Source organism: Amycolatopsis sp. CA-161197 (assembly GCF_050942255.1).
GTDB lineage: Bacteria > Actinomycetota > Actinomycetes > Mycobacteriales > Pseudonocardiaceae > Amycolatopsis.
Genome location: NZ_CP192059.1, coordinates 2213493 through 2239075, shown reverse-complemented (window position 1 = coordinate 2239075; position 25583 = coordinate 2213493). Strand labels below are relative to the sequence as shown.

Annotated in this window: 21 protein-coding genes; 5 read left to right on the top strand and 16 right to left on the bottom strand. The window is 71.2% G+C overall.

All coding sequences use genetic code 11. The annotated features are described in order from the left end of the window. Positions 1 to 40: 40 nt before the first annotated feature. Genes pucD through ACQPXB_RS10730 form a run of 4 tightly spaced genes read right to left on the bottom strand, consistent with a single transcriptional unit; the run spans position 41 to position 4993 of the window. On the bottom strand, positions 41 to 2311 hold the full coding sequence (gene pucD / locus ACQPXB_RS10745) for a xanthine dehydrogenase subunit D (protein ID WP_432851191.1): 2271 nt from the start codon (positions 2309 to 2311) through the stop codon (positions 41 to 43). Further along, positions 2308 to 3648 carry an 8-oxoguanine deaminase gene (locus ACQPXB_RS10740; RefSeq protein ID WP_432851190.1) on the bottom strand — a complete coding sequence of 447 codons (1341 nt, stop codon included), beginning with the start codon at positions 3646 to 3648 and terminating at the stop codon, positions 2308 to 2310. The genes pucD and ACQPXB_RS10740 overlap by 4 nt, the downstream gene beginning before the upstream one ends. Beyond that, a complete protein-coding gene (locus tag ACQPXB_RS10735; protein WP_432851189.1) occupies positions 3645 to 4118 on the bottom strand; it encodes a (2Fe-2S)-binding protein in 474 nt (157 codons plus the stop codon). The genes ACQPXB_RS10740 and ACQPXB_RS10735 overlap by 4 nt, the downstream gene beginning before the upstream one ends. Continuing rightward, positions 4109 to 4993 carry an FAD binding domain-containing protein gene (locus tag ACQPXB_RS10730; RefSeq protein WP_432851188.1) on the bottom strand — a complete coding sequence of 295 codons (885 nt, stop codon included), beginning with the start codon at positions 4991 to 4993 and terminating at the stop codon, positions 4109 to 4111. The genes ACQPXB_RS10735 and ACQPXB_RS10730 overlap by 10 nt, the downstream gene beginning before the upstream one ends. A 124-nt stretch (positions 4994 to 5117) precedes the next feature. Here ACQPXB_RS10730 and ACQPXB_RS10725 point away from each other — a divergent pair, with 124 nt between their 5' ends. Then, positions 5118 to 6512: a PucR family transcriptional regulator ligand-binding domain-containing protein gene (locus tag ACQPXB_RS10725; RefSeq protein ID WP_432851187.1), complete on the top strand. Its 1395-nt coding sequence runs from the start codon at positions 5118 to 5120 to the stop codon at positions 6510 to 6512. Positions 6513 to 6564: 52 nt separating this feature from the next. Here ACQPXB_RS10725 and htpG read toward each other — a convergent pair whose 3' ends face one another. From htpG to aceB, 3 genes are all read right to left on the bottom strand, one after another. Further along, positions 6565 to 8523: a molecular chaperone HtpG gene (gene htpG, locus ACQPXB_RS10720; protein WP_432851186.1), complete on the bottom strand. Its 1959-nt coding sequence runs from the start codon at positions 8521 to 8523 to the stop codon at positions 6565 to 6567. Between the two features lie 477 nt (positions 8524 to 9000). Further along, positions 9001 to 10197 (bottom strand): DUF6986 family protein, encoded by a 1197-nt coding sequence (locus tag ACQPXB_RS10715; RefSeq protein WP_432851185.1) that lies wholly within the window; start codon positions 10195 to 10197, stop codon positions 9001 to 9003. Continuing rightward, positions 10197 to 11771: a malate synthase A gene (gene aceB, locus ACQPXB_RS10710; protein ID WP_386948212.1), complete on the bottom strand. Its 1575-nt coding sequence runs from the start codon at positions 11769 to 11771 to the stop codon at positions 10197 to 10199. The genes ACQPXB_RS10715 and aceB overlap by 1 nt, the downstream gene beginning before the upstream one ends. Positions 11772 to 11892: 121 nt before the next feature. On the opposite strand from aceB, the gene ACQPXB_RS10705 reads away from it, so the two are divergent. After that, complete coding sequence (locus ACQPXB_RS10705) at positions 11893 to 12657, top strand: IclR family transcriptional regulator (protein ID WP_366580839.1); 765 nt, start codon at positions 11893 to 11895, stop codon at positions 12655 to 12657. On the opposite strand, the gene ACQPXB_RS10700 is transcribed toward ACQPXB_RS10705, so the two are convergent. From ACQPXB_RS10700 to ftsY, 8 genes are all read right to left on the bottom strand, one after another. Beyond that, positions 12650 to 13147, bottom strand: coding sequence for a GNAT family N-acetyltransferase (locus ACQPXB_RS10700; RefSeq protein ID WP_432851184.1), 498 nt, complete (start codon positions 13145 to 13147; stop codon positions 12650 to 12652). The genes ACQPXB_RS10705 and ACQPXB_RS10700 overlap by 8 nt on opposite strands. Positions 13148 to 13258: 111 nt before the next feature. Further along, positions 13259 to 13573: a DUF4333 domain-containing protein gene (locus ACQPXB_RS10695; RefSeq protein WP_366580835.1), complete on the bottom strand. Its 315-nt coding sequence runs from the start codon at positions 13571 to 13573 to the stop codon at positions 13259 to 13261. Between the two features lie 12 nt (positions 13574 to 13585). After that, entirely contained in the window at positions 13586 to 13792 is a 207-nt protein-coding gene (locus ACQPXB_RS10690) for a hypothetical protein (protein ID WP_366580833.1), read from the bottom strand. After that, positions 13789 to 14265 carry a YbaB/EbfC family nucleoid-associated protein gene (locus ACQPXB_RS10685; protein ID WP_432851183.1) on the bottom strand — a complete coding sequence of 159 codons (477 nt, stop codon included), beginning with the start codon at positions 14263 to 14265 and terminating at the stop codon, positions 13789 to 13791. Before ACQPXB_RS10685 ends, ACQPXB_RS10690 begins: the two co-directional genes overlap by 4 nt. Then, complete coding sequence (locus ACQPXB_RS10680; protein ID WP_386948221.1) at positions 14262 to 14762, bottom strand: hypothetical protein; 501 nt, start codon at positions 14760 to 14762, stop codon at positions 14262 to 14264. Before ACQPXB_RS10680 ends, ACQPXB_RS10685 begins: the two co-directional genes overlap by 4 nt. Before the next feature lie 32 nt (positions 14763 to 14794). Further along, positions 14795 to 16192 (bottom strand): putative T7SS-secreted protein, encoded by a 1398-nt coding sequence (locus ACQPXB_RS10675; protein ID WP_432851181.1) that lies wholly within the window; start codon positions 16190 to 16192, stop codon positions 14795 to 14797. After that, complete coding sequence (locus tag ACQPXB_RS10670; RefSeq protein ID WP_366580826.1) at positions 16192 to 16749, bottom strand: hypothetical protein; 558 nt, start codon at positions 16747 to 16749, stop codon at positions 16192 to 16194. The genes ACQPXB_RS10675 and ACQPXB_RS10670 overlap by 1 nt, the downstream gene beginning before the upstream one ends. Positions 16750 to 16855: 106 nt before the next feature. After that, a complete protein-coding gene (ftsY, locus tag ACQPXB_RS10665; protein WP_366580825.1) occupies positions 16856 to 18199 on the bottom strand; it encodes a signal recognition particle-docking protein FtsY in 1344 nt (447 codons plus the stop codon). 150 nt (positions 18200 to 18349) lie between these two features. Between ftsY and ACQPXB_RS10660 the strand changes: the two genes are divergently transcribed. From ACQPXB_RS10660 to ACQPXB_RS10650, 3 genes are all read left to right on the top strand, one after another. Next, positions 18350 to 19555, top strand: coding sequence for an anhydro-N-acetylmuramic acid kinase (locus ACQPXB_RS10660; RefSeq protein ID WP_432851180.1), 1206 nt, complete (start codon positions 18350 to 18352; stop codon positions 19553 to 19555). A 10-nt stretch (positions 19556 to 19565) separates the two neighbouring features. Beyond that, on the top strand, positions 19566 to 21134 hold the full coding sequence (locus ACQPXB_RS10655; RefSeq protein WP_366580821.1) for a sodium:solute symporter: 1569 nt from the start codon (positions 19566 to 19568) through the stop codon (positions 21132 to 21134). Positions 21135 to 21253: 119 nt separating this feature from the next. Beyond that, a complete protein-coding gene (locus ACQPXB_RS10650; RefSeq protein WP_366580819.1) occupies positions 21254 to 21865 on the top strand; it encodes a DUF3455 domain-containing protein in 612 nt (203 codons plus the stop codon). A gap of 63 nt (positions 21866 to 21928) precedes the next feature. On the opposite strand, the gene smc is transcribed toward ACQPXB_RS10650, so the two are convergent. Then, complete coding sequence (gene smc, locus ACQPXB_RS10645) at positions 21929 to 25540, bottom strand: chromosome segregation protein SMC (RefSeq protein WP_432851179.1); 3612 nt, start codon at positions 25538 to 25540, stop codon at positions 21929 to 21931. Positions 25541 to 25583 lie beyond the last annotated feature (43 nt).

The following is a 25583-nucleotide window of genomic DNA, read 5'->3' as shown; positions in this document are numbered from 1 at the left end:
CCCGCCGGCAAGCCTGCACCAGCGATTTCCCCGCCGGGCCCTACGTCCCCGTCAGGTGTTCCGGGCGGACCGGCACCCGGGTCAGTGCCAGGCCCGTCGCGGCGCGGATGGCGGAGACGATGGCCGGGGTGGAGGAGATGGTGGGGGGTTCGCCGACGCCGCGGAGGCCGTAGGGGGCGTGGGGGTCGGGGCGTTCGAGGATGTCGATGGACATCGGGGGCATGTCGAGGACGGTGGGGATGAGGTAGTCGGTGAAGGAGGGGTTGCGGACGCGGCCGCCGTCGACCTGGATTTCCTCCATGACGGCGAGGCCGAGGCCCTGGGCGGAGCCGCCCTGGATCTGGCCGAGGACGGCCTGCGGGTTCAGCGCGCGGCCGACGTCCTGGGCGCAGTCGAGGGCGACGACCTTCACCAGGCCCAGCTCCACGTCCACGTCGACGACGGCGCGGTGGGCGGCGAAACCGTACTGCACGTGGGCGGTCCCCTGGCCGGTGACCGGGTCGAGTGGATACGTGGGGCGGTGGCGCCATTCGACCGTTTCGTCGAACGCCGAGGTGCCCAGCACGGCGGCGAGATCCGCCAGCACCACGCCGTCGGTGGAGACGAGCTTGCCGCCGGCCACGCGGGTGCCGGAAGGCAGGCCGGCGGAGGCCAGGACGCGGGCGCGCACGGCGGCGGACGCGGCCTGCACGGCGCCGCCGGTCACGTAGCTCTGGCGGGACGCCGAGGTCGACCCGCCGTTGCCGATGGAGGTGTCCATGGGCAGCACGGTCACCTGCTCCACGCCGAGCTCGGTGCGCACGATCTGCTGCATGATCGTCACGAGCCCCTGCCCGACCTCGCACGCCGCGGTGTGCACGGTGGCCGCGGGTTCGCCACCGACGAGCTCCAGGCGCACGCGCGCGGTGGAGTAGTCGTCGAAGCCCTCGGAGAAACACACGTTCTTGATCCCCACGGCATACCCGACGCCACGCACCACGCCCTCGCCGTGCGTGGTGTTGGAGACGCCGCCGGGCAGGTGGCGCAGGTCGAACGAGCGCGACGCGGGCAGCGGCCGAGCCCGCAGCCGTTCCAGCAACTCGGCGACGGGCGCGGCCGAGTCCACGACCTGGCCCGTCGGCATCACGGCGCCCTCGGTCATCGCGTTGCGGATGCGCAGCTCGACCGGGTCGAGGCCACACGCGGCGGCCAGCTTGTCCATCTGCGACTCGTACCCGAACGCCGCCTGCACCGCGCCGAAGCCCCGCATCGCGCCGCACGGCGGGTTGTTCGTGTAGGCGCCCCAGCAGTCGACCGCCACATTGTCCACTGTGTACGGTCCGACGCCCAGCGTCGCCGCGTTGGCCACCACCGCGCCGGTGGACGACGCGTACGCGCCGCCGTCGAGGAAAAGGCGCGCGCGGACGTACACGAGCCGGCCGTCGGAGGTGGCGCCGTGCTCGTAGTACATCTTCGCCGGATGGCGGTGCACGTGGCCGTAGAACGATTCTTCGCGGTTGTAGACCATCTTCACCGGCTTGCCGGTGTGCAACGCGAGCAGGCACGCGTGCACCTGCATCGACAGGTCCTCGCGGCCGCCGAACGCGCCGCCGACACCGCCGAGCGTCAGCCGCACCTGCTCGACCGGCAGCCCGAGCGCCGCGACGATCTGCTGCTGGTCCACGTGCAGCCACTGCGTCGCGACGTACAGGTCCACGCCGCCGACCGTGTCGGGTACCGCGAGCCCCGACTCCGGGCCGAGGAAGGCCTGGTCCTGCATGCCGACCTCGTACACGCCGGACACCACGACGTCGGCCCGGACATCCTCGGAACCACGCCGGATGCGCACGTGGCGCACCACGTTGCCGTCGGGGTGCAGCGAAAGGCCCTCGCCGTTCACTGCCGCCTCGGAACTGGTGACGGGCGTCAGCTCCTCATACGTCACCTTGATCCGCTTCATCGCCCGCCGCGCCGTCTCCGGGTGGTCGGCGGCCACGAGCGCCACGGGCTCACCCTCGTAGCGCACGACCTCGTCGGCGAGCACCGGCTGGTCGGCGTGCTCCAGCCCGTAGCGGTTGACGCCGGGCACGTCCTCGTGGGTCAGCACCGCGTAAACCCCTTGCACGGCAAGGGCTTCCGTGAGATCGATCCCGGTGATCCGCGCATACGGGTGGGGGCTGCGCAGGGTCGCGCCCCACAGCATGTCCTCGTGCCACAGGTCCGACGAGTACGCGAACTCGCCGCGCACCTTCACCGTGCCGTCGGGCCGCGGCGCGTTGGCGCCGACGCCGTTGACGGTGGCTGACGAAGTCGTGGTGGTGGTCGTCGTCATCGGTCCTCCCGCAGCCGGGCGCACGCGGCGGCCAGGTCGCGGGCGATCGCGGACTCGTCCTCCTCACGCAGCGTGCCGTGCTCCACGACGGTCCGGCCGCCCACGAGCAGGCGCGCCAACGGCGGGGTCGCGCCCAGCACGAGCGCGGCGACCGGGTCGGTGATACCCGCGTACTCGAGCCCCGACAGGTCCCACACGGCGAGGTCGCCGAGCTTGCCGGCCTCGACCGAGCCCAGCTCGGCGTCGCGGCCGAGGCAGCGAGCGCCGCCCATCGTGCCGAGCCACAACGCTTCCCGGGTGGTCAGCGCGGTCGGCCCGCCGCGTTGGCGAGCCTGCAGCAACGCCTGGTGCAGCTCCTCGCCGAGCCCGCCGGACTCGTTGGACGCGGCGCCGTCGACCCCGAGGCCCACGGGCGCGCCGGCGTCCAGCAGGTCGCGCACGGGGGCGATGCCCGCGCCGAGGCGGCCGTTGGACGTCGGGCAGTGCGCCGAGCCCGTGCCGGTGGCGCCGAAGCGGCGGATCGCGTCGGGCGAGAGGTGGATGGTGTGCGCGAGCCAGACGTCGCTCGCCAGCCAGCCGAGCTTGTCCGCGTACTCGGCGGGCGTGCAGCCGACCTCGGCCAGGCACTGGCGTTCCTCGTCGAGCGTCTCGGCGAGGTGCGTGTGGAGCCGGACGCCCTTGCGGCGCGCGAGGTCGGCCGCGCCGGTCATCAGCCGTTCGGTGACGGAGAACGGCGAGCACGGGCCGACCGCGATCCGCAGGTGCGCGTCGGGCGACGAGTCGTGGAACCGGTCGATCACCGCCTCCGTGCCGACCAGTGCGGCGTCGGTGCCCTCCACGAGGTTGTCCGGCGGCAGGCCACCGTCGGACTCGCCGCGGTCCATCGAGCCACGGACCAGGTGCAGCCGCAGGCCGACGCGCTGCCGGGCCGCGACGAGCGCCTCGACCTGGTCGCCGCCGTCGCGGGGGAAGACGTAGTGGTGGTCGGCCACGGTCGTGCACCCGGTGAGCGCGAGTCGCGCCATCCCGGCGGTGCCCGCGGCGTGCGTGATGTCCGCGTCGAGCCGGCCCCACACGGGGTAGAGCGCGACGAGCCACTCGAACAGCGTGTGGTCGGCGGCCATCCCGCGCGTGGCCCACTGGTAGAGGTGGTGGTGGGTGTTGACCAGGCCCGGCGTGACGAGGCAGCCGGACGCGTCCACGTGCTCCTCGGCATCGCCGGTGAACGTGCCTTCGCCGACTTCGGCGATCACGCCGTTGTCCAAGAGCACGTAGCCCGAGCCGTATTCGGGGCCGCTGACCGTGGCGATCGCGGCGTTCTCGATGACCGTCCTCATGCGACACCACTCTTCGCAACAGCGGCGGCCCGCACGGCGTCGAGGATCTTCTCGTACCCCGTGCACCGGCAGAGGTTCCCGGCCAGCGCCTCGCGGATCTCCTCGTCGCTGGGCTCCGCCACGCGGTTGAGCAGGTCGTGGGCCGCGACGACGAGGCCGGGGGTGCAGAAGCCGCACTGCACGGCGCCGTTGTCCACGAAGGACTGCTGCACCGGGTCCAGCTTGTCGCCGTCGGCCAGCCCTTCGACGGTGCGCACCGAGCGGCCCTCGACCTGACCTGCCGCGACGAGGCACGAGCACACCGGCACGTCGTCGAGGTACACCGTGCAGGACCCGCATTCGCCCTGCTCACAGGCGTTTTTCGAACCCGGCAGGCCGAGCCGCTCGCGCAGCACGTAGAGCAGGCTCTCGCCTTCCCACACGTCGTCGGCCTCGCGGGCCTCGCCGTTGACGGTCACGTTCACGCGCACGTGCGCTCACTCCCCCGGTGTTCGTCCCAGGCCCAGGTCAGCGTGCGCCGAGCGAGCACGGCCAGGGCATGTCTGCGGTAGTCCGCGCTGCCGCGGACGTCGTCGATCGGTGCGGCGGCCTCGGCCACGAGCTCGCCGAAGCGTCGTTTCAAGGAGTCGGCCAACGCCGTGGGCGCGTCCCACGGCAGCTCCGCGGCCAGGAATTCCTCGGCCGCGCGGGCCCGGCGCGGGGTGGGTGCGGCGGACCCGACCGAGGCGCCGACCTCCCGCTTCGCAGGCCGCAGGTTCACCGCGAAGGAACAGACGGCGATCACCATCGCGTTTCGCGTGCCGACCTTCGCGAACTGCTGGGGACCCGCGTGCGCGGGCAGGTGGACGGCGGTGATCAGCTCGTCGGGCTCCAGCGCGTTGCGCTTCACGCCGAGATAGAACTCCTCCGCCGGCAGCACCCGCGTCCCCCGGACGGACGCGACCTCGACGCGCGCGCCGAGCGCGAGCAGCACCGGGTGCGTGTCGCCTGCCGGTGACGCGGCGCCGAGGTTGCCACCGACCGTGCCGCGGTTGCGGATCTGCGGCGAACCGACCGTGCGCGACGCCATCGCCAACGCGGGCAAAGGTTCACCCAGCTCGGTGATCACGCGCGAATAAGACACGGCCGCACCGAGCCGGATGGTGCTTTCCGGAAGAGTCCCGTCCGAAGTGGACCACTCGGCCAGCTCAGCGACACCGGTGAGATCGAGCAGCGCGGCCGGGCGGCGGTGGTCGAAGTTCAGCTCCACCATCACGTCCGTGCCGCCGGCGATCGGCACCGCGTCGGGGCGTTCGGCCTTCACGGCCAGCGCCTCGCCCAGATCGGCAGGTCGCAGGAAATCCACGCTCGAGCTCCTCCCCTCGGCCTGATGTCCCAGTACACGCCGAACCCGCCCGCGCGGCAACGGTGCCCCGCCATGAAAGCCGCCCCAGCGGAAGACCACCCGTTTGTGCTTTCCTACAAGCCTGATGACGACCGTGAGAACCCTGCTGGGCCTGCCCGGCCTGCGCCCGCACCCGAGCACCGCCGAGGACCTGCTCGACCGCGCCGTCACGCGGATCTACGTGACCGAGCTGCCCGACCCGGGCCGCTACCTGACGGCGGGCGAGCTCGTGCTGTCCGGGCTGCTGTGGTGGCGCACGCCGGGTGACGCGGAGCCGTTCGTCGCCGCGCTGGCAGCCGGGGGCGCCGCCGCGTTGGCCGCGTCGGGCGCGGACGCCGGCGGCATCCCGGAAGACGTCATCGACACCTGCGCGCGCCACGGCGTCCCGCTGCTGGAAGTGCCGCCGGACCTGTCGTTCGCCGTGGTCACCGAACGCGTGGTGCTGGCGCTCGCGGCCGCCGCCGACGGGGCGCGCAAACGCTTGCTCACCGCCGCCGCGGAGGACGCGCCGCTGGAAGACCTGCTGGCCCGCGCGGCCGAGGAGCTCGGCACGGCGTGCTGGGTCCTCTCGGGCGTGCCCCGCGTGGTGGCCGGCACGGCACCGCTGCCGGTGTCGGCGGCCGAGCCCGTGCGCCAGTTCGCCGCCGCCCGCGCCCGGCCCACGGCGGCGGGCGGCCTCACCGTGCTGCCGGTGGAGAGCCGCCACGCGGTGCCGTGGCTGCTCGCCGTGGACGGACCGCTGAGCACCGCGCAGACGGAGCTCGCCGAGGAGCTGGCCGGACTCGTCGGGCTGGCTCGCGCGCGATCGCGCCCGTCGCCGGCGCCGCTCGGCGGCAACGTCCGCGCGGTCGCGCTGCGCACGGAAGACAGCGCGGAAGCCGACGACGTGCTCGCCGAACTCCTGGCCACCACGGGGAAAGCGATCACGCCGACCGGCAGCCGCGACCACACGGAGGCGCTCGCCCTCGTCGCCGACGACGGTTCCTGGCCCGCCGGCTGGGCCGGCGACGCGGTGACCGCTCTGTCCACAGTGGAACCGCTGCTGCGCGCGACGCGGATCCTCGCCGGTGTCAGCGATCCCGTGCCCGCGGCGGAGTCACGCGGCGCGTTCGAAGTGGCGCGTCACGCGCTTTCCCTTGCCGCGGAGCGGGAAGGTGACGTGGTGGTCGTGCCCGCCGCCGCGCTCGGCGTGCACCAGCTGCTGCTCGCCGGCACGTCCACCGACCTGCGCGCCGCGTTGCGCCGGCGCCTGCTCGGCCCGCTGCTCGACTACGACGCCGAGCAGCATTCGGACCTCGTGCGCACCGTGCGCGTGTTCCTGGAGTGCTCCGGCTCCCCCACGCGCGCGGCGAAAACCCTGCACATCCACGTGAACACCCTGCGCTACCGCATCGGCCGCGCCGCCGAGCTGCTCGGCGTGGACCTCACGGACTTCGTCGCGCAGGTCGACGTCTACCTGGCCCTGACCTCGGAGTCCTGAACCGCCGTGAAGGGCACCTTCCGGGAATCCGGTGCCCTTCACGGACTCGTGGTCAGAGAGCCTTCGCGGCCCGGTCGGCGACCAGCTTCAGGAACCGGCCCGGGTCGGCCAGCTCGCCGCCCTCGGCCAGCAGCGCCATGCCGTGCAGCAGCTCTGCCGTCTCGGCCAGCGAACCGTCGGCCGGGTTCTCCGCGAACGCCTTGCGCAGCCCGGAGACCAGCGCGTGGTCCGGGTTGAGCTCCAGGACCCGCTTGATCTGCGGCATCTCCTGGCCCATCGCGCGGTACATCTTCTCCAGCGTCGGCGTCATGTCACCCGAGTCGCCGACGATGCACGACGGCGAGGTGGTCAGCCGCGAGGACAGGCGGACCTCCTTGACGCTGTCGGTGAGCGTCGCCGACATCCACTTGAGCAGGTCCGAGTACTCGGCCTTCTGCTCGTCGGACGTCTCCTCGCCGCCGAGGTCGACCTCGCCCTTGGCCACGGACTGGAACGACTTCTCCTCGAACCCGCCCACGCCGTCGACCCACATCTCGTCGACCGGGTCGGTGAGGATGAGGACCTCGTAGCCCTTGGCGCGGAACGCTTCCAGGTGCGGCGAGTTCTCGATCACCGTGCGCGACTCGCCGGTGAGGTAGTAGATGTGCTCCTGGCCTTCCTTCATCCGCGAGACGTAGTCACGCAGCGAGGTCGGCTTCTCCGCGTGGTTCGTGGAGGCGAACGACGAGATCTCCAGGATGGCCGGGCGGTTCTCCGGGTCGTCGAGCAGACCCTCCTTCACCGCGCGGCCGAACTCGCGCCAGAACGTCGCGTACTTCTCGGCGTCCTCGGTCATCATCGTCTTGATCGTGGAGAGGATCTTCTTCTCCAGCCGCCGCCGGATCGCACGGATCTGGCGGTCCTGCTGCAGGATCTCGCGCGAAACGTTCAGCGAGAGGTCCTGCGCGTCGACGACACCCTTGATGAAGCGCAGGTAGTTCGGCATCAGCGCTTCGCAGTCGTCCATGATGAACACGCGCTTCACGTACAGCTGCACGCCGCGCTTCGCGTCCCGCATGAACAGGTCCATCGGCGCCTGCGCCGGGATGAAGAGCAGTGCCTGGTACTCGAACGTGCCTTCCGCTTGCATGCGGACGGTTTCGAGGGCGTTGTTCCAGTCGTGGCTGATGTGCTTGTAGAACTCCTGGTACTCCTCGTCGGAGACTTCCGACGAAGGGCGGGCCCAGAGGGCCTTGCGGGAGTTGACGGTCTCGAACTCCGGCGCGGCAGGCTCTTTCGCGTCTTCGTCGGTGGCTTCTTCCGTGGCTTCTTCGGCGGCGGCCAGGGGGCTGGGCTGCTTGGCCATCCGGACGGGCCAGGTGATGAAGTCGGAGTAGCGCTTGACGATCTCGCGGACCTTCCACTCCGACGTGTAGTCGAAGAGGTGGTCCTCGTCGTCGGCCGGCTTGAGGTGCAGCGTGACCGCGGTGCCCTGCGGGGCGTCGGCGACCGGTTCGATCGTGTAGGTGCCCTCGCCTTCGGATTCCCAGCGGACGCCGTCGGTGGTACCGGCTTTGCGGGTCGTGAGCGTGACCTTGTCGGCGACCATGAAGCTGGAGTAGAAGCCGACGCCGAACTGGCCGATGAGGTCCTGCGAGCCCGCCGCGTCCTGGGATTCCTTGAGCTTGCGGAGGAACTCGGCGGTGCCCGACTTGGCGATGGTGCCGATGAGGTTCACCACGTCGTCGCGGGACATGCCGATGCCGTTGTCGCGGACGGTGAGGGTGCGGGCGTCCTTGTCGAGGGTCAGCTCGATGTGGAGGTCGGCGGTGTCGGCTTCGAGGTCCTTGTCGCGGTAGGTCTCGAGGCGGAGCTTGTCCAGTGCGTCGGAGGCGTTGGAGATGAGCTCGCGGAGGAAGATGTCCTTGTTCGAGTAGATCGAGTGGATCATCAGCTGGAGCAGCTGGCGGGCCTCGGATTGGAATTCGAGGGTTTCGGGTTGTGTCGGTTGAGTCGCCGATTGTTGAGACATGGTGTCGCGTTTTCCTTTCCCACCCCACACCAGAAAGACGGCAGGGAGCCTACCTGGGGTGGGTTGTTGTCCTCGCGGGGTGTTGGGTGGGGTGTTGGTCCTCGCGGGGTGTGGCGTGGGGTGTGAGGGGTTCTTGGTCCTCGCAGGGCGTGTTGCGTCAGGCGTGCACCCCGAAGCTGGATTGTGTTGACGGCCGGTGAGGCGTTGTCAAGGCGGGAAAGCGTGCCTTGACAACGCCTCGCCGGCCGCAAAGAGGCTTCGGATCGGGGTGCCGGGGCGGGGCTGGGTGCAGGTTCCGTCGCGTGGGTGGGCGGCGGTTCGTGGGGTTTGCGCGGCCCGGGTAAGTCGTGAGTTGGGTAGGCGACCGGCGGTTGGGTGGCGACCAGAGCGGCCCAATGTGGCGTTCGGTGCGCTCAACGCACCCAATGCGGCATTCGGTGCGCTCGGCGCAACCAACGCCGCGTTGGGGTGGGGTGGTCAGGCTTGGCGGCGGGTGTAGCGGTCGAGGGTGGCGGCGTCGAAGGGGAGTTCGGCCGGGTCCAGGGCGCCGCAGTGGAGGCCGCCGAGGAGGTAGTGGGCGAGGGCGGCGGCGGTGGCCGGTTCGTCGAGGACGCCGGTCGAGGATTGGGACGCGTAGTCGCTGAGGCGCTTCGCGGCGGTGGGGAAGCCTTCGCGGTAGAAGGCGTAGGTGGCGGCGAAGCGGGTCGGCAGTTGGTTCGGGTGGAGGTCCCAGCCCTGGTAGAAGCCGTTTTCCAGGGAGCGCCGCACCAATCGCAGGTGTTCGGCCCAGGCGCCGGGGAGGTCGTCGCCGAGGGGGAGGCGGTTGGTGGAGCCGTCGGAGAGGCGGACGCCGGTGCCGGCGGCGGCGACCTGCATGAGGTGCTTCGCGAAGTCGGCGGCCGGGTGGGCCATGCTCTGGTAGGCGGCGCCGATGCCGAGGCCGGCGCTGTAGTCGTAGGTGCCGTAGTGCAGGCCGGAGCAGCGGCCGTCGGCCGCCTGGATGATGCGGGCGACCGACACGGTGCCGTCGTGGGCGAGGATGGACTGGGCGGTCTCGATCTGGACCTCGAAGCGCAGGGTGCCTTCGGGCAGGCCGTAGGCGGCCTCCAGTTGGCCGAGGACGTCGGCGGCCACAGAGACCTGTTCGACGGCGGTCACCTTCGGCAGGGTGACGACGAAGCCGTCGGGGAGGTCGCCGTTGGTGAGCAAACCGTTCAGGAACAGGTCCAGGGTGCGGATGCCGCGGCGGCGGGTGGCGGATTCGAAGCTTTTGAAGCGGATGCCCACGAACGGGGTGCCACCCGTGGTTGCCAGGACACGGCCGGCCGACAGCGCGGCGGCGTCCTCCGCCTCGTCGCCCGGGTGGCCGTAGCCGTCCTCGAAGTCGATGCGCAGGTCTTCGATGGGCTCGGTGAGCAGCTTCATGCGCACGCGCTCGGCGACGTCCGCGTCAAGACCCAGCACGTCGCCGTGCTCGACGAACACGCGCATGGCCTGCTTGCCCCAGTCGGCGACCAGGCGGGTGCGGTACTGGGACGCCGGCACGTACACGGTGTGCACGGGCCGGCGGCCCGGCGGCTCACCGGGGTACAGCGCCGCGACGCGCGCGTCGGCCTCGGCCAGGCGTGCGTCGGCGGCGGTGTAGACGTCCTCGGTGAGCCGGCCGTCCGCCATTACTTGATGTGCTCGTAGGCCGGGAGCGTGAGGAAGTCCGGGAACTCGTCGGCCAGCGCGACCTGCTCGAACAGCTCGACGGCCGGGGTGAGCACGTCTTCCTTGACCTCGGCCGACAGCTCGCCGCGGACCTCGGCCAGCACGCCGCGCACGAGCTCGGCGGTGACCTTGTCGCCGGTGTCGAGCGTGGTGCCGTTCTTGACCCACTGCCACACCTGCGAACGGGAGATCTCGGCCGTGGCCGCGTCCTCCATGAGGTTGTGGATGGCCGCCGCGCCGTTGCCGCTCAGCCAGGAGGCGATGTAGCGGATGCCGACCTCGACGGCGGCGCGCAGGCCGGCCGCGGTGGCGCTGCCCGGCGTCGAGGCGACGTCGAGGAGCTGGTCGGCCGTGACGCTGACCTCGTCGCGCGTGCGGTCGAGCTGGTTCGGCTTGTCGCCGAGGACCTTGTCGAACTCCTCCTTGCAGAGGGCGACCATGCCGGGGTGCGCGACCCAGGAACCGTCGAAGCCGTCGGCCGCCTCGCGCGCCTTGTCGGCGTGGACCTTCTCGAACGCGCCCTCGTTGACCTTCGGGTCCTTGCTCGGGATGAACGCCGCCATGCCGCCGATCGCGAACGCGCCGCGGCTGTGGCAGGTGTGCACGAGCAGCTCGGTGTACGCACGCATGAACGGCGCGGTCATGGTCACCGAGTTGCGGTCCGGCAGCACGAACTTCTCACCGGCGTCGCGGAAGTACTTGATCACGCTGAACAGGTAGTCCCAGCGGCCCGCGTTGAGGCCCGACGCGTGCTCGCGCAGCTCGTAGAGGATCTCCTCCATCTCGAACGCGGCCGGGATCGTCTCGATCAGCACGGTGGCGCGGACGGTGCCGTGCTCGATGCCGAGGGCCTTCTCGGCGTGGGTGAACACGTCGTTCCACAGCCGCGCCTCGAGGTGGCTCTCCATCTTCGGCAGGTAGAAGTACGGGCCCTTGCCGCGCTTGAGCAGCTCGGCCGCGTTGTGGAAGAAGTACAGGCCGAAGTCGACCAGCGCGCCGACGCCCTGGCGGCCGCCGAAGGTGAGGTTGCGCTCGTCGAGGTGCCAGCCACGCGGGCGGACCACGATGGTGGCGTGCTCGACGTCGGGCTTGAGCGCGTAGCTCTTGCCGCCGCTCTCCAGCGTGATCGTCTCGCGGATGGCGTCGGACAGGTTGACCTGGCCGGACACGACGTTGGCCCAGTGCGGCGTGTTGGCGTCCTCGAAGTCGGCGAGCCACACCTTGGCGCCGGAGTTGAGGGCGTTGATGGTCATCTTGCGGTCGGTGGGACCGGTGATCTCCACGCGGCGGTCGCGCAACGCCGGCGGCGCCTCGGCGACCTTCCAGTCGCCTTCGCGGATCTCCTTGGTCTCCGGCAGGAAGTCGAGCCGGCCGGTCGTGCGGGCCTCTTCGCGGCGCTTGCCGCGGGCCACGAGCAGCTCGTCCCGGCGCGCCGCGAAGGCGTCGTGGAGCCCCGCCAGGAAGGCGAGGGCTTCCGGCGTCAGGATCTCGTCGCCGCGCTCCACCGAGCCGCCGAGGACCTGGACTTCAGACATGCGAAACACCCCGAGTCGTGCTTTGGATAACGTCCCTACGGTTTTTACCTGACGGACTATAGTTTCTGCATAGCGGAAGCTCAAACGCTCGGAAGAAGAGGACCTGTGAGGAGGACCACCGGTGGCGGCTGAAAAAGGCGGACGGGACGGCGGCGTCCAGTCCCTGCAGCGTGCGTTCGAGCTGCTGGAGCACCTCGCGGACACGGGTGGGGAGGCCAGCCTGTCGGAGCTCGCGACCCTGTCCGGGCTGCCCATGCCGACCATTCACCGGCTGATCCGGACGCTGGTGGACCTCGGGTACGTCCGGCAGAACACCAACCGCCGCTACGCCCTCGGCGCGCGGCTCATCCGCCTCGGCGAGAACGCCAGCATGCAGTTCGGCTCGTGGGCGCGGCCGCTGCTGGTCGAGCTCGTCGAGGAGGTCGGCGAGACGGCCAACCTCGCCGTGCTGGAACGCGACGAGGTCGTGTACGTGGCCCAGGTGCCCTCCAAGCACTCCATGCGCATGTTCACCGAGGTCGGCCGGCGCCTGCTGCCCCACGGCACCGGGGTCGGCAAGGCGATGCTCGCGCAGCTGCCCGCCGACGACGTCGCGGCGCTCCTGGCGCGCACCGGCATGCCCGCGTACACCGAACACACCTTCACCGACCCTTCTTCGCTCGCCACCGAGCTCACGCGCATCGCTGCCCAGGGCTACGCACTGGACGAGGCCGAGCAGGAGCTCGGCGTCCGGTGCATCGCCGTCGCGGTCCCCGGCATGCCGGTACCCGCGGCGGTGTCCGTGTCCGGCCCGTCCGGCCGGCTGACCGCGGACGCGGTGGCGAGCATCGCGCCCGTGGTGCAGAAGATCGCCGACCGGCTTTCGCAGCAGCTGCCGGTTACCTGAGCTCACCTTCCAGCAGGTCCATCAGCAGGCCGTCGTGAAAGGTGCCGTCGGGGCCGCGTTCGTACTGGCGCAGCAGGCCGACGGGGCGGAAGCCGAGCTTGCTGTATACGTGCACGGCCTTGTCGTTGGCGGCGGCCGGGTCGATCGTCAGGCGGTGGTGGCCCTGGGCGAACAGGTGCGCGGCGAGCACGCGGATGGCCTCCGGGCCGAGGCCGCGACCGTGGTGGCTCGGGGCGACGGCGATGTCGATGCCGGCGTGGCGGTACTGCGGGTCGAGCTCCTCGCAGCTCTGGATGAGGCCGACGACCTCGCCGTCGAGCTCGATGGCGTAGCTGGAGAAGCCGGCTTCCTCGTCGAGGAGGCTTTCGACCTCGTGCACGGCTTCGCCCCACCACCGCGCGACTTCGGGCGTGGACAGGATTTCCTGGGCGCGCTGCCGGTCGTCCCGCGTGAGCGGGCGCAGGCGGACGCGCGGGCCTTCGATGATCATGACTGGGTCTCCTCTCGTCTGGGGGTGTTCGGGTGACGAGGGGAAACGGGCGGTCCACGCGGGCGTCAATCCATGGCTGGAGTGTGCGCCCGCGCGGGCCGGTGTGTCATCTCAATTGCCGACGGCGTGGTCGTCGACCTTCACCGAGTAGCGGACGTCGCTGCCGTTCACGGTGTGGATGGTCGCCGTGAGGCCGTACTTCGTGGACCCGTCGGCCAGTTCGCAGCGCATTTGCTGCCCGACCTTCGCGTCGATCGGGCCGGGGCAGGTGATCGAGTCCGGCCGCCGCCCGAACGAGCTCTGCAGCGCGTCGGCGATCCCCTTCTCCAGATCGGCCTTCGCCACCCGCCGCTGCACCTCCACGTGCGCGGAACACCCGGCCACCAACGCGATTCCGCACACGGCGACAACCACCCGACGCAACACTGTTTGCCTCCTCTAGGTCCAGACGGAACGGGGAAAGGTGAACTCGAACGGGCGCCCGCGGTGCGTCCCGCTCACGATCTCGCGCGCCTCGAACGCTTCGGGCGGCCGGGCGAACACACCGGCTGGAGAGAACAGCTCGTCCACGACGGACCACGCCACCGCGGCCGCGACCAAGGGCGTGCCGCCGACGACGATCACGAGGATCAGAGCGACGCTCACCGGGTCGATTCCTGGTCGTACACGGAGAAGTCGTCGAACTCGCCCTCCGGCGGCACTTCGCGAACCGGCGGGCGCGGCGGCGGTGCCACCGAGGTCGGGCGAGGAGCGCCGAAGAGCTGTTCGTCGGAGTCGAGCACGCGGTCGAGGAACTCCGTGCTGCCGAGGCCGCGACGGACGACGTCGGCCTGCATCCGCGCGGCCGCGGCCTGCGCTTCGCCGATCGCGCGCAGGACGTCGGAAGACAGCACAGCGGGATCGGTCTCGCGGGCGCGTTCGCTGAAGGTGACCGAGGCGATCGCGCCGCCGGGACCGGCAACCACGGTGACCACCCCATCCGGCGACGTGGCGCTGCCCATGGCGTCTTTGAGCTCGTCGGCGACCCGTTGGTACGCCTCGGCCCGGAGGCGGTTGTCGGTCGCGGCCGCGTCGATCGCCTCGATGCGGGCCAGCAGCTGCCGCGCGGTGTCGTTCATGCCGCCTGCTCCGGTTTGACGGTGGTGAGGAACTTCTGGAAGTCGTCGATCACGTGCTCGAACTGGTTCTCCAGCAACGCCGACAGCACCACGTGCAGCACGGCCCGCCGCTGCGGGTCCTGCTGGTCGCGCATCGCCAGGAACACCTGGAACTGCACGAGATCCACCTGCTTGCCCTTGAGCCCGACGGTCAGCTTCACCGCCTGCGTGAGCCCGGGGTTCTCAGCCGAGCCGACCTCGTTGCGCCGCCCGAGCTGCACGCCCTGGGCGCCGGCCGCGCGCAGCTTCTCCACGGCCTCGTCGCCGACCGCCGTGAGCGCGACGTCGTCCTCGCGCAGCTCGCCGGTGATCGTGATGTTCGCGGTGAACCCTTCGCGTGCCGACGCGGGATTCAGCGCGACAAACGCGGCGTCCGGGGTGCCGACCTGGTCGGGCGGAACCGATCGCCAGCCGTCCGGCAGCGAGAACTCGATCGGGACGGGGAGGGTGCCTGCCACTGTGTCTGCTCCGAATCTGCTGGTTCTGGTGGTCAGAAGCCGAGGAAGTCGCCGACGGCGCCGGCCGCGTTCGCGATGCCGTGCCCGACGTCGGACGCGACCTCGCCGACGTCACCGGCCACGTCCTGCACGGTGTCGACGACCTCACCCGGGTCGATGCTCAGGTCGAACCCGACCTTGCCACCGATACCCAGGGCCACGCCGACCGAAGCGCCGACGTGGAACTTCCCGTCGTCGCCCATGCCGAACTGGCCGCTCGCCTCGGCGCCGATCCCGGCCCACGCTTCGCCGTGCGCACCGGCGGTGACACCGGCGACCTCGGCGCTCGCGTTGCCCTCGATCCGGCCGCCCACGAACCCCTCGACGCTGCCCTGCATCCCGGACCAGCCGAGGGAGCCCTGGGCGGATGCCCTGGCCCCGACTTCCGCCGAGGCGTCGCCCTTCACCGCAACGTGGTCGCCGTAGTGAATTTCGCCTTCCGCGCTGCCCTTGGCCAAATACGCCTCGGCCGACGCGCCCGCGGTCAGGCCCAGCGCGGACGCCCCTGCGTGGGCCTCGGCGCCGGCTCCGAGGGCCGCGCCCTCGATCTTGCCGCTGCCGCCGAACGTTCCGTCGCCGAACTTGCCGTCCAGCGAACCGTCGACCAGGTCGACGCTCGCCGAGGCCGACACGGTGCTCTCCGACGTGTCGATGCCGAACTTTTCGAGAAGGCCGCCGAGTTTGTCGGTGAGCATCCCGTCGGACTGCGAACCCCACTCGGCTTCGAAGCTGCGCCCCTTGCCGCCTTTGCCCGCGGCCCAGCCCTTCTCGTCTTCGTCGGTGTCGACCCACTGCTTCTTGTCCGGATCCCACTTCTGGCGCCGGTCGGCACCGAATTTCTTGAGATCCTTCGAATAGCTGCCGTCGTCCTGCTTCTTGAAGCCGAGCTTCTTCGCCGTCTCACCGCCGGCCTCCTCGAGCGCGGCCCGGGCGGCCCGCAGGATCCGCTCGGCCTCCTGCGTCGCGGACTGGCCCGGGTCAGCGAAAGGCGGAACCTGCGCACCGGAGGTGAGGGCTCGGTAGGCCTGGACGGTCCACTGCGCCGACGCGGCCCGCGTGGCCGCCTGCCCCTGCGTGTACAGCTCGATCGCCCGCTGGGCCTCGGACTGGCTGCGCGTGAGTGCGTCGCCGTAGTCGGCCAGCGCGTTGGCGCCGCCGCCCAGGACCCCGATGGTGTCGAACCACTTCTTCGGTTCCTGGCCGAAGGTCTCGCGGAAGCGGTCACTCGCCTCGCCGGTCCACTGCTTCGCGTCGACGCCGGAGAGGCCGTCGGAGATCGCGGCCATTTTCTGGATGTTGCGGACGAGGTCCTTCAGGTCACCCGAGATGAACCGCGGCTCCCCGGGGACGAGGTCCTTCGGGTCGGTCGTCTCCCCCAGCTCGGCGGCCATCAGAAGACCGGCCCTTCGCGGTCCGCCTCAGTGGCGGGGTCAGGGCCCTCCACCTCGGACTTCGGACCGGGGAACAGCTCCCGGGAACGCTCGGGGCTCATCACGTCCGGCGGGAGTTCTTCGATCGACCCGCTGATGCGGCCGGTCCCGCCGCCCGTCCACGCGGGACCGAGCTTCTCGCCTTCGGCCGGGCCCGCGGACCGGTGCAGAATCTCGCCGAGCGGGCCGAAGATGCCACCGTCGGACGGTCCGCCGTGCCCGCCGAACGCCTTCGCCGCGGTTTTCACGATCGCGTCGGTCGCCGTGTCGTCGGCGCCCGCGTAACGCACCGCCGCGGTGCGCAGGTCCTCGCCGTGGCCCTGGGCTTTGCCCTCGAGCGCGTCGACGACGGACTTGATGTCCTCGATGAAGCTGCCCCAGCCCGCCTGCACACCGGGGTGCCCGTAGTCGCCGCTCGGCCCCTGCCACAGCAGGCCCGCGGCGCCTCCGACCACGTCACCGATGGTGTCGGCGGCGCGTTCGAGCTCCTCCGTTACGGCGTCGAACCCGCCCGTCATCCCCGCGAACCCCTCGTCCGGCTGTCACGACGTGATCACCGTGACAGAGACCGGCGGGGGTTCTGCGCTCTTCGCCCGTTGATCACCTCAACGAGCGAATCGTGTCTCAGCCGAGCAGGGCGTCCACGAACGCGCCGGGCTCGAACGGCGCCAGGTCGTCCGGGCCCTCGCCGAGGCCGACGAGCTTCACCGGCACCCCGAGCTCCTTCTGGACCTGGAAGACGATGCCGCCCTTCGCTGTGCCGTCGAGCTTGGTGAGGACGATGCCCGTGACGTCGATGACCTCGGAGAACACGCGGGCCTGGGCGAGGCCGTTCTGGCCCGTGGTGGCGTCGAGCACCAGCAGGACCTCGTCGACCTTCGCCTGCTTCTCGACGACGCGCTTGACCTTGCCGAGCTCGTCCATGAGGCCGGTCTTGGTGTGGAGGCGGCCGGCGGTGTCGACGAGGACCGCGTCAGCACCTTCGTCGATGCCGCGCTTCACCGCGTCGAACGCGACGGCCGCGGGGTCGGCGCCTTCCTTGCCGCGCACGACGGACGCGCCGACGCGGTCGCCCCAGGTCTGGAGCTGGTCGGCGGCCGCGGCGCGGAACGTGTCGGCCGCGCCGAGCACCACGGTGGAGCCCTGCGAGACGAGCACGCGCGCGAGCTTGCCGGTGGTGGTGGTCTTGCCGGTGCCGTTCACGCCGGCGACGAGCACCACGGCGGGCTGCTTCTGGCCGTCGACCTCGTGCGGCAGCGCGCGCACGGCGCGGATGCCGTCCGTGGACAGCGAAGCGGTCAGGACCTCGCGCAGCACTTCGCGCGCTTCGGCGGGCGTGCGCACCGCGCGACGCGACAGCTCGTCCCGCAGGCGCTCGACGATCTGGGTCGTGGTGGCCGCGCCGAGGTCGGCGACGAGCAGCGAGTCCTCGACGTCCTGCCAGGAGTCCTCGTCGAGGTCACCGGCACCGAGCAGGCCCAGCAGGCTCTGGCCGAACATCGAGCGCGACTTCGACAGCCGCCCGCGCAGGCGCTCCAGGCGGCCGGTCGCAGGGTCGATCTCCTCGATCGGGAGCACCGGCTCGATCGGTTCGACGGTGCCCTCGACGGCCGCGGGAGCTTCCGCCTCGGGCTCGGGCAGCTTGACGTCGCGCATCGTGCGCTGGTCGGAGTCGCGCGGCACGGCGGCGTCGTCGCCCACGGCGGGCTGGCCGTCGACCTCCGGGCGGTCCTCGACGGGGTGCTCGGCCGGCACCGGTTCCGGCGCAGCGACGGCCTCAGCCTCGCCTCCGGGCGCGAAGGTGATGCCGCCGGACGCGGTGTACCCGCCGCCCTTCGGCTTCTCCTCGACCTTGCGCGTCTGTTCGAGGCTGATCCGCCGCCGACGTGCGATGAGCAGCCCGGACACCAGCACGGCGACCAGGACGACGACGGCGACGATGACGATCCAGAACCAGGTGCTCGACACGCACCCATCCTGTCATCCGCTCCCCGGCTCCCCCGGACACCCCACCGCGCTACCCCCTTCAGGCCAACGGATCACACGCAGAGTTCCGATTCGGCCAAGACTTCACGGCGCGGCTTGCGTCACCGCTTCACCCCGGCTAAACCACTCCGGATGAAAACCCACGGCTTCCGCGTTCTCGGCCTCCTCTCGGGGACTTCGGTCGACGGCATCGACGTCGCCGTCGCCGAGCTGCACGCCGAAGACGGCACCGTGGTCCTCACTCCGCTCGGCGAGCTCGACGTGCCGTTCACGCCGGAAACCCGCGGGGCAGTGCTGAACGCCCTGCCGCCCAACCCGAGCAGCGCCGAAGCGCTCACCGTCCTCGACACCCGCGTCGGCCAGGCCTTCGCCGAAGCCGCCGCGCGGGGCATCGCCGAGTACGGGCCCGTGGACGTGATCGCGTCGCTCGGCCAGACCGTCTACCACTGGGTGGAGAACGGCGTGGCGCTCGGCACGCTGCAGCTGGGCCAGCCGGCGTGGATCGCCGAACGCACCGGCACGCCCGTCGTCGCCGACCTGCGCATCCGCGACATCACCGCGGGCGGTCAGGGCGCACCGCTGGCCAGCACGCTCGACGCGTTGTGGCTGCGCGGCCTCGCCGAAGAGACGGGCAACCCCGTGGCCGCGCTCAACCTCGGCGGCATCGCCAACATCACGGTGGTCGGGGAGAGCGACGCCGTGTTCGCGTACGACACCGGTCCCGCCAACGCGTTGCTCGACCTCGCCGCCACCCGCGTGACCGGCGGTGAGCAGCACGCCGACGTCGACGGGAAGCTCGCGCTCGCCGGCACCGTCCGCCGGGACCTGCTCGACCGGCTGCTCGCCGACCCGTACTTCGCCGCCGCACCACCGAAGTCCACCGGCAAGGAGCACTTCCACGGCGCCTACCTCGACGCCGCCCTCGCCGGTCTGCCGCCGCTCACGCCCGAAGACCTCCTGGCGACGCTCACCGAACTCACCGCCGCGACCGTCGCCGCCGAATGCCGGCGCCACCACGCGGCGACGCTCGTCGTCTCCGGCGGCGGCATGCGCAACCCCGCCGTGATGGCGGCGCTGGCGGCCGACCTGGCCGGCGTCGCCCTGCGCACGAGCGACGACCTCGGCCTGCCCGGCGCGGGCAAAGAGGCGTACCTGACGGCGTTGCTCGGCTGGCTGACCTGGTGCGGAGTGCCGGCCACGCTGCCGTCGGCGACGGGCGCGCGCGGGCCCCGGCTGCTCGGCGCGATCACGCCCGGAGCGGACCCCCTGAACCTTCCGGCCCCACTGGGGGGCACCGTGGACCGCTTGCGGGTCACGGAAGTTGGCGCACGACGGTAGGAGAAACCCCATGAACCCAGTCGATCTGGTGATCGTCATCGTGTACCTGGCGGCGATGCCGATCATCGGCGTGCTGGTCGGCCGCAGACAGAAGTCCGCGAACGACTACTTCGTCGGCGAACGAAGCATGCCCTGGTGGGCCGTCACGCTCTCGGTCGTGGCCACCGAGACGTCCACGCTCACCGTGATCTCGACCCCGGGCCTGGTCTTCGGCAGCGAGTTCCTCTTCCTCGAGGTGGCGTTCGGCTACATCCTCGGCCGCATCGTCGCCGCGTTCGTGCTGCTGCCCCGCTACTTCCGCGGCAACTACGTGAGCGCGTACGAGTTCCTCGGCCGCCGCTTCGGGCGCGGGCTGCAGGGCACGGCGTCGGTCACGTTCGTGGTCACGCGCCTGCTCGCCGAGGGCCTGCGGCTGTTCGCCGGTGCCATCCCGATCAAGGCGATCCTCGACCACTACGGCATCCACACGTCGTACTGGCACATCGTGGTGCTGCTCACGGCGCTCACGCTCATATACGCGTTCGTCGGCGGCATCAAGTCGGTGATCTGGGTCGACGTGATCCAGTGGTCGCTCTACGTCCTCGGCGCCATCGGCGCGGTCGTGTTCCTCTCGACGAAGCTGCCCGACGGCTGGACCTCGATCGCCGCGAGCCAGGGCAGGTTCCAGCTCACCGACTTCACGTCCAACATCATCACCAGCCCGTACGCGTTCATCGGCGCTGTGGTCGGCGGCGCGTTCCTGTCGATGGCCTCGCACGGCGCGGACCAGCTGATCGTCGGGCGGCTGCTGTCGACCAAGAGCCTGCGCGACGGTCAGCGCGCGCTGATCGGCTCGTCGTTCGTGGTGTTCGTGCAGTTCGCGTTGTTCCTGGTCGTGGGCGCGATGCTGTGGGTGTACACCGGCGGCAAGACGGGCGCGACGGCCACGGCGGTCGCGGCCGGGAAGATGTCCGGCGACGACGTGTTCTCCAACTTCATCGTCAACGACCTGCCCGTAGGCCTGGCCGGCCTGCTCATCGCCGGCATCCTCGCGTCCACGATGGGCGCGCTGGCCTCGGCGCTCAACGCACTGTCCACCTCGACCATCGCCGACCTCTACCAGCGCTTCACGAACCGGTCGGTGGAGGACTCGAAGCTGCTGCGCCACGGTCGCATGTGGACGTTGATCTGGGCGGTCGTGTTCGCGATCTTCGCGTCGCTGTTCACCAACTCGAAGGACCCGGTGATCCAGCAGGGCCTCGGCATCGTCGGCTACACCTACGGCGCGCTGCTGGGCTCGTTCTTCCTCGGCCTGATCGTGAAGAAGGCGCGCCAGGCCGACGCGGTGGTCGCGTTCGCGTGCTCGGTGGTGGGCATGGCGTTCCTGATCCTGTTCGTCAAGTTCGACAAGACCACCACGGCCGTGCACATCCAGTTCGGCGCGGCCACGAAGACACTCGTGCCGATGGCCACCTACTGGTACACGTTCGTCGGCGTGGTGATCACGATGGTCGTCGGCGGGCTGCTCGCGCTGCGCCACCGCGACGCCGACCCGCACGCCGCGGAAGTCGACGCGCCGCAGGAAGAAGTCACCGTCTGACCGGCGGTTGATCACCCCGGCGAGAATTTTCCCCCATCGGGTGAACCGTCCCGGGGTGGGCGCTCGTGCATCTGACGAGCGCCCGCCACCGGACGGCGGGCCCGGATCAGGCGGGGACGATGAAGCGGATTTCTCTGGCACTGGCGGCAGGTTCGATGATCCTCCTGGGCGGTGCGACGGCGTGTTCGTCAGCCTCCGGGGCCGCGGCGGCCGATCCGGGCGCGCCGGCGAAGGCGGCGGCCGGCGCCCAGGCCGGAACGCAGGCGCAGGACCAGGCCGGGACCCAGGACGGCACCCCCGAGGTGATCGCAGCCCCCGCGCAGGTGCAGGTGCCGCCGGGCAACAAGCGCGTGGCCACCTTCCACGGCGAGGGCGTGCAGATCTACGGCTGCACCGACGGCGCGTGGACCCTGATCCAGCCCGCGGCCATCATGTCCGACAACGGCAAGGCCGTGGCCCTGCACAGCAAGGGACCGGTGTGGACGTCCACTGTGGACGGTAGCACGGTCGCCGCCACCGCCGTGCCCGGCAAGGCGGTGCAGCACACCGACGCGATCCCCGAGCTCCTGCTCAAGTCCGACCAGGACACCGGCAAGGGCGTGTTCGGCACCGTCACCTACGTGCAACGGCTGGCCACCAAGGGCGGCCTCGCCCCGAAGGGCGCGTGCACCACGGGTCAGCAGACCTCCACGCCGTACTCGGCCGAGTACGCCTTCTGGACCGCGAACTGAAAGCAACAACGGAAAAGGGGCTCCCCCGGTCACCCGGGAAAGCCCCTTTTCGCACGTCCGGAGTCAGCCCGCGGGCACCGGCTCCTCGTCTTCGGCACGCAGGCGCTGCGAGATCACCTTCGTGATGCCATCACCCTGCATGCTCACGCCGTAGAGCGCGTCGGCGATCTCCATGGTCGGCTTCTGGTGGGTGATGATGATCAGCTGCGACGAGTCGCGCAGCTGCTCCAGCAACCCGATCAGCCGGCGCATGTTGGTGTCGTCGAGCGCCGCCTCGACCTCGTCCATCACGTAGAAGGGTGAAGGGCGGGCGCGGAAGATGGCCACGAGCATGCCCACGGCCACCAGCGACTTCTCGCCGCCCGAGAGCAGCGACAGCCGCTTCACCTTCTTGCCCGGCGGGCGCGCCTCGACGTCGACGCCGGTGGCGAGCAGGTCGTTGGGCTCGGTGAGGACCATGCGGCCCTCGCCGCCGGGGAACAGCACGCTGAACACGGTTTCGAACTCGCGCGCCACGTCGGCGTAGGCCGAGGCGAAGACCTCGAGGATCTTCTCGTCGACCTGCCGGATCACGGCTTCGAGGTCCTTGCGCGTGTCCTTGAGGTCCTCGAGCTGGGTCGAGAGGAACTTGTAGCGCTCCTCCAGCGCCGCGAACTCCTCCAGCGCCAGCGGGTTGACCTTGCCCAGCAGCGTCAGGTCCTTCTCCGCGCGCTTGGCGCGGCGGGCTTGCGTGTCGCGGTCGTACGGCATGGGCGGCGGCATGGTCACGTCCTCGCCGCGTTCCTTCGCCGCCTCGTACTCGGCCATCTCGCCGGCGCTCGGCGGCACCGGCACGTCGGGGCCGTACTCCTGGACGAGGTCGGTGAGGCCGATGCCGAAGTCCTCGGCGATCTTGGCCTCGAGCGTCTCCAGCCGCAGCCGCTGCTCGGCCCGCAGCACCTCGTCGCGGTGCACGGCGTCGGTCAGCTTCTCGAGCTCGCCGGACAGCTCGCGGACCTTGGCACGCACCGCGGTGAGCGCGGTCTCGCGGGTCTGGCGCTGCGCCTGGGCTTCGTCGCGTTCGGCGGCCGCGCGCTGCACGGAGTGCTCGATGCGTTCCAGCGCGAGCTCACCGGCGTTGACCACGGCGTTGGCGATCGCGGCGCCCCGCTCGCGCGCCTCGCGGGCCTTGGCCGCGCGTTCCCGGGCCTCTTGCTCGGCACGGGCCGCGCGGCGCAGCGACTCGGCGCGCCCGGCGATGCTGCGCGCCCGCTCCTCGGAGGTGCGCTGCGCCAGCCGCGCCTCCATCTCCTCCTGGCGGACCACGGTCAGCTGTTCCACGGCCTCGTCGCGCTCGGCCGTGTCGGGGTCGTCCTCCACCGGCTGCTCGGCGACGGCGGCGAGCCGTTCCTCCAGCTCGGCCAGCTGCGCGAGCGCCTGCTCGCGGCTCTGCTCGACCTTCGCGCGCTGCCCGGCGAGCCGCTCGACCTCGGCCTGCGCCGAGCGCGCGGCCTGCTGCATCCGGTTCAGCCGCTCCGACGAACGCGCCTTGCGGACCTTCGCGTCGCCGAGGGCGTCCTTGGCCTGGCCGACCTCTTCGCGCCGGGCCTGCTGCTCGGCGCGGGCGCCTTCCAGCTCGGCGGTGTGCCGTTCCAGCGCGCGCTCGGCCGTGCGCAGCCGCTCGCCCGCCTCGTCGACGGCCGCCTGGACCTCGATCACGCTCTCGCGTGCAGCTGAGCCACCGGCGACCCAGCGGGCGCCGAAGACGTCGCCCTCGCGCGTCACCGCCCGCACGTCCGGGTGGCTCGCCACCAGCTGACGCGCGGCGTCGAGGCCGTCGACGAGAGCCAGCTTGTCCAGCGCCTGCTCCACCGCGGGGCGCAGCTGGTCGGGCGCGGTCACGACCTCGCGGGCCCAGCGGGCGCCGTACGGCAGCATCGGCCACGACGATGTGTCCACAGTGGACGCATTGAAGCCGGAGCCGCCGAGGACGATGCCGGCGCGGCCGGAATCGGTGTCCTTCAAATACTTCAGCGCGGTCAGCGCCTGCTCGCCGCCGGCCACGGCCACGGCGTCGGCCACCGGCCCGAGCGCGGCGGCCAGCGCCACCTCGTGGCCCGGCTCCACCGTGAGCAGCGCGGCGACCGAACCCAGCAGGCCCGGCAGCTCGTGCGACGCGCCCAGCAGCGCGCCGGCGCCGTCCTTGCGCTTGAGGCCCATCGACAGCGCTTCGACGCGCGCCCGCTCCGACGCGATTTCGCGTTCGGCGGAGCGCTCGGCCTTCACCAGCTCTTCGACGCGCGCCTTGGCGGCGTTGTTGGCCTCGACCGCGCGGTCGTGGCGCTGCATCAGGTCGGCGTCGTCGGACTCCTCGACCCCACCCTCGGCCTTGGCCTCTTCGAGCTCCTCCAGCGCGATCTCCGCCCGCTCGGCAGACTCCTGCAGAGACACCGACAGGCGGTCGATCTCGTCGGCGGTGGCGCCGTTCTTGCTGCGCAACGCCTCGACCTGGCCGGTCAGCTTCGCCATGCCCTCCCGACGGTCGGCGATGGCCCGCACCGCGGCCCAGTGGGCGCGTTCGGCGGCCTGCACGCGCTGTTCGAGGTCCTCGCGCCGCAGCACGGTCTCGGCGAGCAGCTCGCGGGCCTCCATCACGGCCTCGTTGAGCTCCTGCTCGCGCTCGGCAACCTGCTCGGCCTCGGCCAGCAGCTCCTCCGGGTCACGTCCGCCCGTCGGGGCCGAGACGTCGGAGGACAGGTGGCGCTGGCGCTCCACGGCCAGGCGCACGGTGCCGCGCAGGCGCTCGGCCAGCGCGGAGAGCTTGTACCAGGTCTCCTGCGCGGTCTGCAGCTTCGGCGCGTCCTCGGCGAGCGAGGCCTCCAGCTCCGTCTCCTCGGCGGCCACGACCTCCAGGGCCTGCTCCACCTCGGTGCGGCGCTGGCGGGCGGTGCGCTCGTCGGCCTCTTCGCGGGCGATGGCGTCGCGCTGGGTCACGAGGTCGTCGGCCAGCAGGCGCAGGCGGGAGTCGCGCAGCTCGGACTGCACCGACTGGGCCTTGCGCGCGATCTCGGCCTGCTTGCCCAACGGCTTGAGCTGGCGGCGCAGCTCGGTGGTGAGGTCGCCGAGGCGGTCGAGGTTGCCCTGCATGTTGGCGAGCTTGCGCAGGGTCTGTTCCTTGCGCTTGCGGTGCTTGAGGACGCCCGCGGCCTCCTCGATGAAGGCGCGGCGCTCTTCGGGCTTCGACTCGAGGATCGCCGACAGCTGCCCCTGCCCGACGATGACGTGCATCTCGCGGCCGATACCGGAGTCCGACAGCAGTTCCTGCACGTCCATCAGGCGGCAGCGGTCACCGTTGATCTCGTACTCGCTCGCGCCGTCGCGGAACATGCGGCGCGTGATGGAGACCTCGGTGTACTCGATCGGCAGCGCGCCGTCGGCGTTGTCGATGGTGAGCGTGACCTCGGCGCGGCCCAGCGGGGCGCGGCCCGCGGTGCCGGCGAAGATGACGTCTTCCATCTTGCCGCCGCGCAGGTCCTTGGCGCCCTGGGTGCCCATGACCCAGCGCAGCGCGTCGAGAACGTTGGACTTGCCCGAACCGTTGGGCCCGACCACGCACGTGATCCCGGGTTCGAACCGCAGCGTGGTGGCCGAGGCGAAGGACTTGAAACCCTTCAGCGTCAAGCTTTTCAGGTGCACGTGGTGCTGACCCTTCCGGCCGCGAGTACTGGCTCTACAGTCC